The following is a 14,559-nucleotide window of genomic DNA, read 5'->3' as shown; positions in this document are numbered from 1 at the left end:
CGATGAACCTGCACCAGTACGCTGAAACCCACGAGGTCACCAATCAGCCGCCACCCCTCGACGGTGCCAACCTGTACCGCCACGACCTGCCGCTGCAGGAATGGTCACGGCGCTTTGGCGCCGGTTGGGCCGAGTCGCGGATCGATGCCTACGGGGCGCTGGCCGGTGGCCCGCTGATGCAGGCGGGGTTCCTCGCCAACGCACACAAACCCGAGTTCAGCAGCCACGACCGCTACGGCCACCGCATCGACCTGGTCGAATTCCACCCGGCCTACCATGAGCTGATGCGCACCGCCGTCGAACACGGCCTGCCGTCCTTGCCCTGGGCCGAGCCCCGCCCAGGTGCCCATGTGGCACGGGCGTCGATGACCTACCTGCACAGCCAGGCCGAAGCCGGCACCGGCTGCCCGCTGACCATGACCTTCGCCGCCGTGCCAGCGCTGCGCCTGCAACCGGACCTGGCCGAATACTGGCTGCCGAAAATCCTCGCCTGCGAGTACGACCCGCGCAACATCGGCGACCGGCACAAGGCCGGAGTCACCCTGGGCATGGCCATGACCGAGAAGCAGGGTGGCACCGATGTGCGCGCCAACACCACGCGGGCTTACCCTGTGGGCATCGCGGGTCCCGGTCAGCCCTACGAACTGGTGGGCCACAAGTGGTTCTGCTCGGCGCCCATGTGCGATGCCTTCCTGACCCTGGCGCAGACCGAGAAAGGCCTCAGCTGCTTTCTGCTGCCGCGCCATCGCCCCGATGACGGCCGCAACCAGTTCTATATCCAGCGCCTGAAAAACAAACTGGGCAACAGCTCCAACGCCTCCAGCGAAGTGGAGTTCCGCGGTGCGCTGGCGTGGATGATCGGCGAAGAAGGACGTGGGGTGCCGACCATCATCGAAATGGTCGCCATGACCCGCTTCGATTGCATGGTGGGTTCCAGCGCGTTGATGCGTCAGGCCCTGACCCAGGCCACTCACCACTGCGCGCACCGCAAGGTCGGCGGGCGGGCACTGAGCGAGCAGCCACTGATGCAGAACGTGCTGGCCGACCTGGCCCTGGAAAGCGAGGCTGCGCTGGCCATGAGCCTGCGCATGGGACAGGCGCTTGAGCAACTGGACGACCCGCAGCAGGCGCATTTTGCCCGGCTGGTCACCGCGGTGGGCAAGTACTGGATCTGCAAACGCGCACCCGCCATGATCAACGAGGCCGCCGAGTGCCTGGGCGGCGCGGGTTATGTGGAAGACAGCATCCTGCCCCGGTTGTACCGCGAGGCGCCGGTCAACTCGACCTGGGAGGGCTCGGGCAATGTGCAGTGCCTGGATGTGCTGCGGGCGTTGTCCAAGGAGCCCGGTGTGCTCGATGCCTTGTTCACCGAATTGGGCGATGGGCACGGTGATGCTCGGTTGGCGGCGCATATCGGTAACCTGAAGGGGGCATTTGCCGATACGGGCGACATGCAGTACCGGGCGCGGCAGCTGACCGAGGATATTGCCTTGGCATTGCAGGCCAAGCTGTTGCTGGAGGCGGGCAATGCGTTGGTCAGTGATGCGTTCATTGGTAGCCGGCTGGCGGGTGGTGGGCGGGTGTACGGGGCGTTGCCGCGCGGTGTTGATGTGCAGGCCCTGGTGGCCAGGGCAACACCCACCTGGCCAGGTTGAGTGGGCTGTGAGGGCCCTGTCGCCGGCAAGCCAGCTCCCACAAGTAGTGCACCGGTGTCGAATGCTCTGCAGTTCCTGTGGGAGCTGGCGTGCCGGCGATGAGGCCGGGACTGACCACCGGGGATGTATTTGCCACGAAACGCAGGCAAGATGCTTCACATGCATGTCCAGACAGGAAGCACAGTGTGAGCCACGCTTTTGTAGTCGTTGATACTCCCGAACAGGCCGTCGACCGTTTGGCGGCCCTGCACGAACAGGCCACAGGGGCCCTGAGCCAGGCCCTGAAGCGTTACCTGAAGGACCGTACCGAGCCGGACGCCGAAGAGCGTGACCTGTTCCGCTACCCGGCGCTGCGCCTGACCTACTTCAGCCACGGCGAAGTCGCGGCTACAACGCGCGCCTACGCCAAGGTTCAGGTGGCCGGCACCTACAGCGTCACCGTCACCCAGCCAGCGGCATTTCGTGGCTACCTGCTGGAGCAACTGCGCCCGCTGATGCACGACTACACCGTCACGGTAGAGGTTGGCGTCAGTGAACAGAACATTCCTTACCCCTACGTGGTCGACCAAGGCGACGAGCTGGCTGGCAGCGGCATCACCGCCGCGCAATTGGCCAGGGTGTTCCCAAGCACCGACTTGTCTGCCGCCACCGACAATATCGCCGATGGCCTGTATGACTGGGACAGCACCGATACCTTGCCGCTGGCGCTGTTCGATGCCGCGCGCGTCGACTTCTCGCTGCGTCGCCTGGTGCACTACACCGGCAGCGACTGGCGCCATGTGCAGCCATGGATCCTGCTGACCAACTATCACCGTTATGTCGACCAGTTCATCAGCCACGGCCTTGAACAGCTGCGTGACGACCCGCGCTTCGTGCGCATGGTGCTGCCGGGCAACGTGGTGATCGAAAAAGCCATGGATCACGGCGAAACCCAGGCGCTGGTGGCCAGCGTGGTCTGGCACCGCTACCAGATGCCCGCTTACCACCTGATCGCCGCCGACGGCGATGGCGTCACCCTTGTCAACATCGGTGTCGGCCCGTCCAACGCCAAGAACATCACCGACCACCTAGCCGTGCTGCGTCCCCACTGCTGGCTGATGATCGGTCATTGTGGCGGCCTGCGGCAGTCGCAGACCATTGGCGACTACGTACTCGCGCACGCCTACATGCGCCGCGACGGTATTCTCGACCGGGTAGTACCACCGAACATTCCGATCCCGGCCCTGGCCGAAGTGCAGCTGGCCTTGCAGGAGGCCGCCGCGCAGGTGACCGGCGAACGCGGCGAGCAGCTGAAGAAGCGCCTGCGCACCGGTACCGTGCTGACCTACGACGACCGCAACTGGGAGCTGCGCTGGGCCCAGGAGCGGCCGCTGATCAACCTGTCGCGTGCCGTGGCGGTGGACATGGAAAGCGGCACCATCGCGGCCCAGGGTTACCGTTTGCGCGTGCCATACGGCACCTTGCTGTGTGTTTCCGACAAGCCGTTGCACAGCGAGATCAAGCTGCCTGGCTCGGCCAACGCGTTCTACAACAGAGCGGTAAGCCAGCACCTGAAAATCGGCATTGCTGCCCTCGACCTGCTGCGCACCGAGCTCAACTCGCTGCACTCGCGTAAACTGCGCAGCTTCGATGAGCCGCCGTTCCGCTGAGGATCCATGTCACTGCCACCCCGTAACAAGCCGCGCCGCCCCCAGGCGCGGCCTGCCGCCGGCCCGCGTCGCCAGGCCAAGGCGCCACCGGCCGAGCCGCGCCTGATACTGTTCAACAAACCGTTCGACGTGCTTACCCAGTTCAGCGACGGAGAAGGGCGCGCGACCCTCAAGGACTTCATCGACATCCCGGGCGTGTACCCGGCCGGGCGGCTGGACCGCGACAGTGAGGGCCTGCTGCTGCTGACCAACGATGGCGGCCTGCAGGCCCGTATTGCCGACCCCAAACACAAGCTGGCCAAGACATACTGGGTGCAGGTAGAGGGCGAGCCGAGTGACGAGCAGTTGCAGCGCTTGCGCGACGGTGTGGAACTGAACGATGGCCCGACCTTGCCGGCCGAGGCGCGGCGCCTGGAAGCGCCAGACCTGTGGCCGCGCAACCCGCCGGTACGCTTTCGCAAAAGTGTGCCGACCCACTGGCTGGAACTGGTGATTCGCGAGGGGCGCAATCGCCAGGTGCGGCGCATGACGGCGGCGGTAGGGCTGCCCACCTTGCGCCTGGTGCGGGTACGGATTGGCGACTGGGCGCTGGATGGGCTGGAGCAGGGCTGCTGGCGCGAAGTCCCGGCGAAACTGCAGCGTTAGATCGCAAGCCCAGGCATCGTGCGATCCCTTGCAGGAGCGGCCTGGTGTCGCGAAAGGAGCGCAAAGCGCTCGCGGCATTCCAAAGCCCCTACACCCCTTCGAGAAACCCCACCACCACGCTCTTGATGATAAAGGCCAGTACCCCAAGGCCCAACACGAAGAACAGTATCAGCGTCCCGAACTTGCCCGCCTTGGACTTTTTCGCCAGGTCCCAGACGATGAACCCCATGAAACCGATCAACACGGTGACCAGGATGATCATCATCCATTCTTCGAATACGGCGGGATCCATCGTTGTTCTCCGGGCAGGCTGAGCAGCCGATTATACGCCAGCGGGCGCAGGCAATCAGCGCAGGTGGGTCAATGGCAGCTCGGTGCTGGCCAGTACCTGGTTGAGCACGAAGCTCGACCGTACGCTGGTAACGCCTTCGATACGGGTGAGGCTGCCCAGAAGCAGCTTCTGATAGTGGTCCATGTCCGGCACCACCACTTTCAGCTGGTAGTCAGCATCCATGCCGGTCACCAGGCTGCATTCGAGCACCTGCGGCAAGTTGCGAATGGCCGCCTCGAAGGTTTCGAAGCGTTCAGGGGTATGGCGGTCCATGCCGATCAGCACGTAGGCGGTCAGGCTCAGGCCCAGCTTCTTGCGGTCGAGCAAGGCTACCTGACGCGAGATGTAGCCGTCGTCTTCCAATTGCTTGACCCGACGTGAGCACGGCGAAGGCGACAGGCCGATGCGTTCGGCCAGTTCCTGGTTGGAAATGCGCGCATCGCGCTGCAGTTCGGCGAGGATGCTCAGGTCGTAGCGGTCAAGTTTGCTCATGGCATTTGCCTTTTCTGTTCAGATTGCGGCGAATTATCAATCCAGGGTTAAAAATTGCGCAAGTGCTATTTATCTGAGCAATCTTCGCAATCCTGTGTCGCAGTGGGTCCGGTATCTTTATCAACAGAATCACTGCCCGGACATCAGTCCACGGCGACGCGCTCTAGACGGGCGGTCGCGGCCAGCCATCCAACCAGGATCTGCAGGCCCCCGGGCTACACACCTTCCAGAAGACGGTGTGAGGTGAGCCGGCGCCACAAGCGCCGAGCACGGACGACAATTCCTGAAGGGAGGCCCTGCGGCCTCCCTTTTTTCATGGCTGCGATTTCATTCGCCGGGGATGCAGGCGCGGTAGACTGGCGGCAGGCCGTTTCATATACCGCGAGGCACAACATGAAGTCGCGCATCTGGCAGTTGGCAGGTGTTGGTTTGCTGGGTTTGAGCATCAGCCTCGGGGCCCTGGCCGAAGGGCCGGGCGAGGGGCATGGCGAACACGGCCAGCAGGTGCAAGGGGAGGGTGGGCCCGGTCGTTCGCTGAACTCGCGCGACGAGGTACGCCAGACCCAGCCGCCACGGCAGGGGTATTACCAGGACATTCCGCGCCGTCACGGCGATGACCACCACTGGCAGGCAGGTGGCCCGGGGCAACGGCCCGGCGGGGACTGGCAGGGGCGCCCGGATGGCCATGGCAATGGCTGGGGGCCTGGGCCGCAGTACCGTCCGGGGCAGACTGTGGAGCGCTTTGCGGATCGCTACTGGAAAGTGCCTTATCGCGGGCAGGAGTACTTTTATTCCGGTGGCTACTGGTACCGTCCGCACGGTGGCCGATACATCGTCGTGGCGCCGCCTTATGGAGTAAGGGTGGAGTACCTGCCGTCCTATGCCCGTGAAGTGTGGTTGGGCGGGGCGCTGTTTTTCCTGGTGGCCGATACCTATTACCAGTACATGGCCGACAGCCGCGAGTACGTGGTGGTCAACCCACCTGCCGTAGCGCCACCGCCGGTGGCGAGCGGTGGTTATGACGTGGTGGCTTACCCCATGTACGGCCAGGGCCAGGAGCAGCAGGACCAGGACCGCTACCAGTGCCATCGCTGGGCGGTCAGCCAGTCAGGGTTCGACCCGGCGACAGCGCCGTATGCGCCGCCGGTCAATGTGGCCGATAACTATCGCCGCGCGCTGGGCGCCTGCTTCAGTGGGCGGGGGTACAGCATCAACTGATCGAGGTGTACGGCCTGCCCAGGCGCTATCGCCGGCAAGCCAGCTCCCACCGGCATTGTGCATGCATCGAGGCCGGTGCAGGCCCTGTGGGAGCTGGCTTGCCGGCGATAGCGTCCTTGCAGGTTTACACAGGATCCGCGTGCACCATCACATCCGCTTGGGGATAACGCTGGCGGATTACCCTTGAGGCCTCGACGCATAGCTCATGTGCCTGATGCAGCGGCAGCTGCCCCGGCAGTTCCAGGTGCAACTGCACGAACCACTGGTTGCCCGACACCCGCGTACGCAGGTCATGCACGCCTTTCACCCCGGGGATGGCCAGCACCAGTGCGGCCATGGCCTCGCCGACATTACCGGGCAGTTCCTTGTCCATCAGGATGGCCGTGCTTTCGCGGGCAATCTGCAACGCGCTCCAGAGGATATAGAACGCGATGCCCAGGCCGAACAGCGCATCCAGTTGCGGCCAGCCAAAGCGTGCCAGCAGCAGGGCCAGCAGGATGCTGCTGTTAAGCAGCAGGTCCGACCGGTAGTGCAGGGAGTCGGCGCGCACCGCAGTTGAACCGGTCAGCCGGATGACCTTGTGCTGCAGCGCCAGCAGGGCCAGGGTGAGCGCCAGCGACAACAGCATCACCGCGATCCCTGTACCGGTATCCCCCAAAGGTTGCGGGCTCTGCAGGCGTTCGACCGCCTGTACCCCGATCAGCACCGCACTGACACCGATGAACAGGGCCTGCGCCATGCCGGCCAGGGCTTCTGCTTTGCCATGGCCAAAACGGTGGTCATCGTCGGCGGGGCGCAGCGCATAGTGCACGGCGAGCAGGTTGAGAAACGAGGCGACAGCGTCCAGTGCCGAGTCGGTCAGCCCGGCCAGCAGGCTGACCGAGCCGCTCAGCCACCAGGCCAGCGCTTTGCTCAGCACCAGGATGCTGGCCACCGCCAATGATGCGCGGGTGGCCAGGCGTAGCAGGCCCTGGTGTTCAGCCGGGGTGGTGCTCATCCGTGGTCAGTGTCCTTGTGCTCAGTGCCCTTGTGGTTCAGGCGGCGGGCACCAGGCCCAGGCTGGCCAGCTGCTCGACGCTGCCACGGTGCTGGATCAGCCGTGGGTCGTTCAGCGGCAGGCGCTGGCCCAGTTCGCTCTCGAGGATGGCCTGCAGCTTCAGGTTGTCGACCTTGCCATCCGGGCCGACGGCGTCGCGCAGTTTGCCCGGGTCGACCTGTGCGGTATGCCCGCCTGGGTAGTAGATGGCGCCCGTGGCGAAGTCGATGCCGAAGGCGATCAGGCCCGGGATCACGTAGAACAGGATGCCGATGGCGTCCATGGCGGCAACCACTGGGTCGATCTTGCCGCCGATCTGGCCGCGACGGTCCGGGTAGAAAAGGGTGCCGCAGGCGGTCAGTTGGGTCAGCAGGGTGGCGATGAGGGCGCCACCGATGACGCGGGTTGGGATGCGCATGTAAATCTCCGAAAAGTTCTTCAGCAGGGCAAGCGAAGCGCCTGCGCCTGTTGCTAAGACCATGATAGAGCAGGCTGGGTTCGCCGTTATACTCGCCGGACTGTTCGAGGACCACCATGATTTCTTTACCAATCGATGCCGTGTTGCCGGCCCTGCGCCAGGCCCTTGAAAACCGCGACGAAGCCGTGCTGGAGGCGCCCCCTGGCGCCGGCAAGACCACCCGCGTGCCGCTGGCGCTGCTGAACCAGCCGTGGCTGGCCGGGCAGACCATCCTCATGCTTGAGCCGCGACGCCTGGCGGCGCGGGCAGCTGCCGAGCGGCTGGCCAGCGAGCTGGGCGAAAAGGTGGGCGAAACCGTGGGCTACCGTATCCGCCTGGACAGCAAGGTCGGGCCGAAAACCCGCATCGAGGTGGTCACAGAAGGCATCCTCACCCGTCGCCTGCAGGCCGACCCGGCACTGGAAGGTGTGGGCCTGCTGATTTTTGACGAATATCACGAGCGCAGCCTGGACGCAGACCTGGCGCTGGCGCTGAGCCTGAATGGGCGCGAGCTTTTGCGTGACGACCCGCCGCTGAAGATTCTGCTGATGTCCGCCACCCTGGAGGGCGAGCGGCTGTCGCGGCTGCTGGACGATGCCCCGGTGGTCAGCAGTGAAGGGCGCATGCACCCGGTGGACATTCGCTGGGGCCGGCCCTTCCAGCCCGGGGAATTCATCGAGCCGCGGGTGGTGGATAGCGTGCTCCAGGCGCTGGCTGACCAGACCGGCAGTGTGCTGGTGTTCCTGCCGGGCCAGGCCGAGATCCGCCGTGTGCACCAGAGCCTGCAGGAGGCGTTGGGCGAACGCCCCGGGATTCTGCTGTGCCCGCTGCATGGCGAACTCGACCTCAATGCCCAGCGCGCTGCCATCGACCCTGCGCCCAAAGGCCAGCGCAAGGTGGTGCTGGCCACCAACATCGCCGAAACCAGCCTGACTATCGACGGCGTGCGCGTGGTGATCGACGCAGGCCTGGCGCGGGTGCCCCGTTTCGACCCCGGCAGCGGCATGACCCGCCTCGACACCCAGCGCATTTCCCGCGCCAGCGCCACCCAGCGCGCCGGCCGTGCCGGCCGACTTGAGCCGGGTGTGTGCTACCGCTTGTGGTCCGAGGCCCAGCATGACCAGCTTGCCGCCCATGGCAGCGCCGAAATCCTTCAGGCCGACCTGGCCGGCCTGGCCCTGCAACTCGCGCGTTGGGGCGTTACGCCCGAGCAGTTGCGCTGGCTGGACCAGCCGCCTGTTGCCGCATTCGGCCAGGCCCAGGACCTGCTGGCGCGGCTGAATGCCTTCAAGGCGGGTAGCCGCGACAACCTCAGCGAACATGGCCAGGCCATGGCCGAGCTACCCGCCCACCCGCGCATCGCCCACCTGTTATTGCGTGGCCAGGACCTGGGCCTGGCACAGATGGCTTGTGACGTGGCGGCGTTGTTGGGCGAGCGGGATATCCAGCGCGGCGGCGGTGCCGACCTGCACAGCCGGCTGGCGCTGGTCAGCGGCGAGAGCAAGGCTGCCCGTGGCGGCCAGGGTGGCGTGCAGCGCGCCCGCCAGCTGGCGCGCCAGTACCGCAGCTTGCTGCGGGTCAAAACGGGTGCGCCCGTCGCTGACCCGGATCACCCACGTTGGCTGGGCGCGCTGCTGGCGCTGGCCTACCCCGACCGCGTCGCCCAGCAGCGCCGCGAGGGCGGTGCCGAGTATCGCTTGGCCAACGGCCGTGCGGCGCTGTTTGCCGAAGTCGATGCCTTGATGAAGTGCCCGTGGTTGGTGATCGCCGACCTCGGTAGCCGGCAAGGCCAGCGTGAGGAGCGGATCTACCTGGCGGCCGAGTTCGACCCGGGCCTGCTCGACGGCGTGCTGGCCGAGCAGGTCGAGCGGGTCGACATTCTGGATTGGGACGAGCGCGAGCAGGTGTTGCGTGCCGAGCGCCAGATCAAGGTTGGCGAGCTGGTGCTCAGCCGCGAGCCGCTGCCCGGCCTGGACGACCAGGCTCGGGCCCGGGCGTTGCTTGGCCTGGTGCGGCGCAAAGGCTTGAACGTGCTGAGCTGGACGCCTGAACTGCGGCAGTGGCAGGCACGAGTGGCACTGTTGCGCCAGCTCGACCTGGCCAAGGAAAGCCACAGCGACTGGCCCGATCTGGGTGACGAAGCCCTGCTCGCCAGCCTGGAAGACTGGCTGCAGCCGTACTTGGGCAAAGTGTCCCGCCTCAGCCATTTCGCCGCGCTGGACCTGCCGTCGATGCTGCGCAACCTGTTGCCCTGGCCGCTGCCGCAGCGCCTGGAAGAACAGGCCCCGGCGCACCTGACGGTGCCGTCCGGCTCCAGCATCCGCCTGGATTACAGCGAAACCCCGCCGATCCTCGCCGTGCGCCTGCAAGAGCTGTTCGGCCTTGCCGACACACCGCGCATCGCCAACGGCCGCCAGCAAGTCAAACTGCACTTGCTGTCGCCGGCGCGTCGCCCGGTGCAGGTGACCCAGGACCTGGCCAACTTCTGGCGCACGACCTATGCCGAGGTGAAGAAGGACCTGAAAGGGCGCTATCCGAAGCATTACTGGCCGGATGACCCGCTAGTTGCCGAGGCTACGGCACGGGCCAAGCCTCGCGGGACCTGAAACCACAAGGTCTGGTTGGGGGTCAGTTGTGAACACGCTGCAGGATGAAAAGAGTGTCAGCACCTGCCTGGGCGTTCAAATAGGAGAATCGAGGGGTATCGGTTGCAGAATCGTGTCGCGCCTTGACGGCGTGGCCAAGATGGTCGCGCAGGCGGCACAGCACTGCGTTCTCTGACCACTCCAAGGGTTCGATCTTGATGAAGTCGCTGACGGTTGAGACCTGATAAAGGCCCAGGTAGCCATTGCGGCTGATGCCTACCTTTTTTTCGTGGTCCGGCCCACTTCCGGTGATCATGAAGTGCAATCGATCCGAGCTTCTTGAATGCAGCAGAAAGCGAAAGGTGTAGGCAGGCTTTTCCTTGCCCGCAACGATCCAGTCGCTTTGACCACCTAGGACGTTGCCCTCACGGTCTTCGAAATAGCTGCGGTAAACGGCTCTTTCGGGATCAGCAGACGGCGTTGTGGTAGCGGGCGGCACGGTATGCAGGGTGCCAAGGAATACTTCGAGTTGGTCAGCCCACGTGGTGGGGATGGTAGGTACGTTCACCTGCTGTTCTCCATCGGTTCGAAAAGGCGAGCCCAGCATAGTGGGCCCTCCGAACAGCAGGCATGGTCAAGGGCTTCCTTTGGCGGCATGTCAGCCGGCGGTTTCGCCCTCCAGCAGCATGAACAAGCGAAACAGCACCACGGTGCTGAACAGCTGCAGGAATCCGCTGAGGCTGTCCATGGCCAGTTCCATGCCCGGCGATGGCTCGGGGAAGGCCATCAGCAACAACCCGTCGATCAGCCAGATCGGCGCCAGCACACTCACCACGCAGATCATGATCCGCATGAAGTGACCGGTGGTCATGCGCGCGCTTTCGCGCATCGCCTGCACCACGGGCAGGCCGCGCAGCACCAGCAGGTACTCGGCGAACACCAGGTTGATCATGATCCACACCCCCGGGAACACGAACAGTGCCAGGCCGGCCATGATCAGCAGCGAGCTGATCAGTATCAGCAGCGCCAGTTGCGGCCACAGTTGCAGGGCCCGGGCGAACAGGTCGCGCTTGCCGATTTCCTGGCCATTGCTGCGGGTGTCGAGGTAAAGGATCAGTGCCGCGCTGTACAGCGGGTAGAACAACAGACTGACCAGCATGCCGTAGGCCGGCGATGCCTGGTCGCCCATCTGCCGGTACAGCAGTTGGGTGAGCAAGGCCTCCAGCACCACCAGCGGCAGGCACAGCTGGACAATGTTCGGCAGGTGGCGGCGGAAGAAGTACAGGGAGTCGCGCAGGACGCTCAGCGGATTCATCGGTCAACATCGCATGGCAGTAAAAACAGGGGCATAACTTTAGCCCAAAGCGGGCCCGCGTCTGTCACTTGCTGAAAAAAGTTTCACGGCACAGGTTATTGAATCCTACGCCTGCACGCCCCATCTTTGAGCCTGTCCGATGTCCCGCTACCCATGAGGTCGCCCCATGAATACTGAAGAACAATCCCTGATCGACGGCCTGTTCGGCCGCATCAAGCAAGCCGAAGACCCAGCGCAGCCGCGTGATGCGCAGGCCCAGGCATGCATCGAGGGGCACCTGCGTCAGCAGCCGGCGGCGCCTTACTACATGGCCCAGGCGATCCTGGTACAGGAAGCCGCACTCAAGCGCCTGGACGAGCAGAACAAACAGCTGGAAGCCGAACTGAAGCGGGCCCGCGCGCAGGCCGAGGCGGCACAGGCTGCCAATAGTGCGCCGAGCAATGGCGGTGGTGGCTTCCTGTCTGGCATCTTTGGTTCGGGTGGGCGTAGCGCTGCCCCGGCTGTGCAGCAGCCGCAGCGTCCTTCGGCACCCGCGGTGGCGTCGGGCGGTGGTTGGCGTGAGCCGTCGGCACCGGGTTTTTCCCAGCCACAGGCGCAGCAGCCGGGGTTTGGCGCCGCCCCTGCGCGCGGTGGTGCCAGCAGCTTCCTGGGTGGCGCCATGCAGACCGCCGCCGGTGTGGCGGGCGGGGTATTGCTGGCGCAGGGCATCAGCAGCCTGTTCAACCACAACTCGCAACCGGAAGAGGTGGTTGAAGTGGTCAATGAAGAGCCCCTGCCGGCCAGTGACAGCGGCGGCTGGAACGACCAGGGCGGGCAGCAGCAAGTGGCTGACAATAGTGGGTGGGGCAATGACCAGGGTGGTTACGCCGACACCGATTATGGCAGCGATGGTGGTGGGTTCTTCTCGGACGATGACTCGTACGTCTGACAGGTCTGGCATACTGCTGGCATTTCCGGTGGCTGCCAGGCGGCCCCCGGTATCCCAGGCCAGACATGAGGTTCCCAGGTGAAAAAGATCGCGCTGTTCGCCGATGTGCAGAACCTCTACTACACCGTGCGCCAGGCGCACGGTTGCCATTTCAACTACACCGCCCTGTGGGCCGATGTCAGCCGCGAAGGCCAGATCGTCGAGGCCGTGGCCTACGCCATTGATCGCGGTGACAGCAAGCAGCAGCAATTCCAGCAGATTCTGCGCAACCTCGGGTTCGAGGTGCGGCTGAAGCCGTTCATCCAGCGCAGCGATGGGTCGGCCAAAGGTGACTGGGACGTTGGCATCACCCTGGATGTGATTGACGCGGCAAGCCGGGTCGACCAGGTCGTGCTGGCCTCGGGGGACGGCGATTTTGACCTGTTGCTGGAACGGGTGATCCAGCGCCATGGCACCGAGGCGGTGGTGTATGGCGTGCCTGGGCTTACCGCGCTGTCGTTGATCCGTGCCGCCACCCGCTATGTACCTATCGAGGGTACGCTGTTGCTCAAACACTAAGGTCTGTTCATGGAACGTATTGCTGTCATCGACTTTGAAACCACTGGCATCACCCCCAGCGCCGGCTGCCGCGCCACCGAGGTGGCGGTCGTGATGCTGGAGCGCGGGCGTATCGTCGAGCGCTACCAGAGCCTGATGAACGCCGGCGTGCCGGTGCCGGCGTTCGTCGCCGGGCTGACTGGCATCACCACCGCCATGCTGCGCAGTGCGCCACCGGTGGACAAGGTGATGAACGAAGTGGCCGAATTCGTCGGTGGCACGCCACTGCTGGCGCATAACGCTGCCTTCGACCAGAAGTTCTGGGACTACGAACTTGGCCGTATCGGCCGCAGCCGCAGCCAGTCATTCGCCTGTTCGCTGTTGTTGTCGCGACGCTTGTTGCCGGCGGCACCGAACCACAAGCTGGGCACTCTGACCCGCTGGGCCGGGCTGCCGGATACCGGTGCCGCGCACCGTGCCATGGCTGATGCCGAGATGGCGGCCAACCTGCTGCAGCATCTGGCTGGCGTATTGCGCCAGAACCATGGGGTGCAGCAACTTTCGCACGATATGCTGTGCCGCTTGCAGAAAACACCTGCGGCGAAGGTTCGCGAGGCGTTGGCGAAATATTGTTAGAGCGGCGCAAAAGTGTGCCGCCCATTTCAAGCCATTTTGTAACTTATCTTTGCCTTGGCAGGCCCTTAAACTGAATCACCCGTAAACGGATTTCGAGTTTTCCCATGCCTGCCTCCCGTCGCTTCCCGTTGTTGCTCATTGGTGCCTTTCTTGCCCTGTATCTGGTTTGGGGCTCCACCTACCTGTTCATTCGCATTGGTGTCGAGAGCTGGCCGCCGATGCTGATGGCCGGGGTGCGCTTCCTGATTGCCGGTGGCCTGCTGTATGGCTTCCTGCGCTGGCGCGGGGTACCAGCGCCGACGTGGCCGCAATGGCGAGCGGCGGGGGCGATCGGCTTTCTGCTGCTGAGTTGCGGCAACGGCGGTGTGACCGTGGCCGAACATGCCGGCGTGGCTTCGGGCGTGGCAGCATTGGCGGTGGCGACGGTGCCCCTGTTCACCTTGCTGTTCGGCCTGTTGTTCGGGCACCGTAATTCCAGGTTGGAGTGGGCGGGGATTGCCCTTGGGCTGGTGGGCATCGGCATGCTCAACCTGGGCTCCAACCTGCAGGCCAGCCCGATTGGTGCAGCATTGATCATTTTCGCCGCCGCCTCCTGGGCGTTTGGTTCGGTGTGGAGCAAATCGCTGCCACTGCCGCAGGGCCCGATGGCCAGCGCCGCGGAAATGCTGGTCGGTGGTGCCGTGCTGTTGCTGGGCAGTGTGCTGTTCTGGCGAGCGCATGACGCAGATGCCGACAGCCGCCGGCTGGGGAGCGCTGGCGTACCTGGTGTTGTTCGGCTCGATCCTGGCGTTCAGTGCCTACATGTACCTGCTCAAGCATGTTCGCCCGGCGGCCGCCACCAGCTATGCCTACGTCAACCCGGCGGTAGCGGTGTTGCTGGGCATCGTCTTTGCCGGTGAACAGATTGGCGCCGAAGAGTGCGTGGCCATGGCGGTGATCATCGGCGCGGTGGTGCTGATCGGCCTGCCGCAGTGGCGCAAGGCACCTGCGCCGGCGCAACCGTTGAAAGGTGAAATCTGCAAGTAGGCAGGGGCGATGCGGTAAACTTGCCGCCTTCGCTGAACCCCCTGACGGT

Annotated in this window: 14 protein-coding genes and 1 pseudogene; 9 read left to right on the top strand and 6 right to left on the bottom strand. The window is 64.7% G+C overall.

The features are described from left to right. Window positions 1–2: 2 nt before the first annotated feature. From AC5O5I_RS24805 to AC5O5I_RS24795, 3 genes are all read left to right on the top strand, one after another. A complete protein-coding gene (locus tag AC5O5I_RS24805; RefSeq protein WP_494511725.1) occupies window positions 3–1,655 on the top strand; it encodes an acyl-CoA dehydrogenase family protein in 1,653 nt (550 codons plus the stop codon). A gap of 185 nt (window positions 1,656–1,840) precedes the next feature. Next, a complete protein-coding gene (gene amn / locus AC5O5I_RS24800) occupies window positions 1,841–3,304 on the top strand; it encodes an AMP nucleosidase (protein WP_172219922.1) in 1,464 nt (487 codons plus the stop codon). Between the two features lie 6 nt (window positions 3,305–3,310). Beyond that, on the top strand, window positions 3,311–3,949 hold the full coding sequence (locus tag AC5O5I_RS24795; RefSeq protein ID WP_494511724.1) for a pseudouridine synthase: 639 nt from the start codon (window positions 3,311–3,313) through the stop codon (window positions 3,947–3,949). Window positions 3,950–4,037: 88 nt separating this feature from the next. Here AC5O5I_RS24795 and AC5O5I_RS24790 read toward each other — a convergent pair whose 3' ends face one another. Together AC5O5I_RS24790 and AC5O5I_RS24785 are read right to left on the bottom strand one after the other, a co-directional pair. After that, the gene (locus AC5O5I_RS24790; protein WP_003249787.1) at window positions 4,038–4,241 is read right to left on the bottom strand and encodes a DUF2788 domain-containing protein; all 204 of its coding nucleotides are present in this window, start codon (window positions 4,239–4,241) and stop codon (window positions 4,038–4,040) included. 54 nt (window positions 4,242–4,295) lie between these two features. Next, window positions 4,296–4,772: an Lrp/AsnC family transcriptional regulator gene (locus AC5O5I_RS24785; protein ID WP_003249795.1), complete on the bottom strand. Its 477-nt coding sequence runs from the start codon at window positions 4,770–4,772 to the stop codon at window positions 4,296–4,298. A 393-nt stretch (window positions 4,773–5,165) separates the two neighbouring features. Between AC5O5I_RS24785 and AC5O5I_RS24780 the strand changes: the two genes are divergently transcribed. Continuing rightward, the gene (locus tag AC5O5I_RS24780) at window positions 5,166–5,990 is read left to right on the top strand and encodes a DUF6515 family protein (protein ID WP_494511723.1); all 825 of its coding nucleotides are present in this window, start codon (window positions 5,166–5,168) and stop codon (window positions 5,988–5,990) included. Between the two features lie 124 nt (window positions 5,991–6,114). Here AC5O5I_RS24780 and AC5O5I_RS24775 read toward each other — a convergent pair whose 3' ends face one another. Continuing rightward, window positions 6,115–6,987, bottom strand: coding sequence for a cation diffusion facilitator family transporter (locus AC5O5I_RS24775; protein WP_494511722.1), 873 nt, complete (start codon window positions 6,985–6,987; stop codon window positions 6,115–6,117). 37 nt (window positions 6,988–7,024) lie between these two features. Further along, on the bottom strand, window positions 7,025–7,444 hold the full coding sequence (gene pmcY / locus AC5O5I_RS24770) for a periplasmic Zn2+ metallochaperone PmcY (protein WP_172288953.1): 420 nt from the start codon (window positions 7,442–7,444) through the stop codon (window positions 7,025–7,027). Window positions 7,445–7,560: 116 nt separating this feature from the next. On the opposite strand from pmcY, the gene hrpB reads away from it, so the two are divergent. After that, complete coding sequence (gene hrpB, locus AC5O5I_RS24765; protein ID WP_172285968.1) at window positions 7,561–10,089, top strand: ATP-dependent helicase HrpB; 2,529 nt, start codon at window positions 7,561–7,563, stop codon at window positions 10,087–10,089. Between the two features lie 22 nt (window positions 10,090–10,111). On the opposite strand, the gene AC5O5I_RS24760 is transcribed toward hrpB, so the two are convergent. Beyond that, on the bottom strand, window positions 10,112–10,636 hold the full coding sequence (locus AC5O5I_RS24760) for a hypothetical protein (protein WP_372242408.1): 525 nt from the start codon (window positions 10,634–10,636) through the stop codon (window positions 10,112–10,114). Window positions 10,637–10,726: 90 nt separating this feature from the next. Then, complete coding sequence (locus tag AC5O5I_RS24755) at window positions 10,727–11,383, bottom strand: YciC family protein (RefSeq protein WP_172219908.1); 657 nt, start codon at window positions 11,381–11,383, stop codon at window positions 10,727–10,729. A gap of 166 nt (window positions 11,384–11,549) precedes the next feature. Between AC5O5I_RS24755 and AC5O5I_RS24750 the strand changes: the two genes are divergently transcribed. The 4 genes and pseudogenes from AC5O5I_RS24750 to yedA all read left to right on the top strand — a co-directional run bounded on the left by AC5O5I_RS24750 (window position 11,550) and on the right by yedA (window position 14,510). Next, the gene (locus tag AC5O5I_RS24750) at window positions 11,550–12,311 is read left to right on the top strand and encodes a DUF2076 domain-containing protein (RefSeq protein WP_172219905.1); all 762 of its coding nucleotides are present in this window, start codon (window positions 11,550–11,552) and stop codon (window positions 12,309–12,311) included. A 78-nt stretch (window positions 12,312–12,389) separates the two neighbouring features. Continuing rightward, window positions 12,390–12,869 (top strand): LabA-like NYN domain-containing protein, encoded by a 480-nt coding sequence (locus AC5O5I_RS24745; RefSeq protein ID WP_172219902.1) that lies wholly within the window; start codon window positions 12,390–12,392, stop codon window positions 12,867–12,869. Between the two features lie 9 nt (window positions 12,870–12,878). Continuing rightward, window positions 12,879–13,484: a 3'-5' exonuclease gene (locus AC5O5I_RS24740; protein ID WP_172285970.1), complete on the top strand. Its 606-nt coding sequence runs from the start codon at window positions 12,879–12,881 to the stop codon at window positions 13,482–13,484. Window positions 13,485–13,588: 104 nt separating this feature from the next. After that, window positions 13,589–14,510 (top strand): annotated as a pseudogene (gene yedA / locus AC5O5I_RS24735) (drug/metabolite exporter YedA). The last annotated feature ends 49 nt before the right edge of the window (window positions 14,511–14,559 follow it).

The organism is Pseudomonas sp. 9_2_1 (genome assembly GCF_059295275.1).
This window is presented reverse-complemented; position numbering and strand designations above follow the sequence as displayed.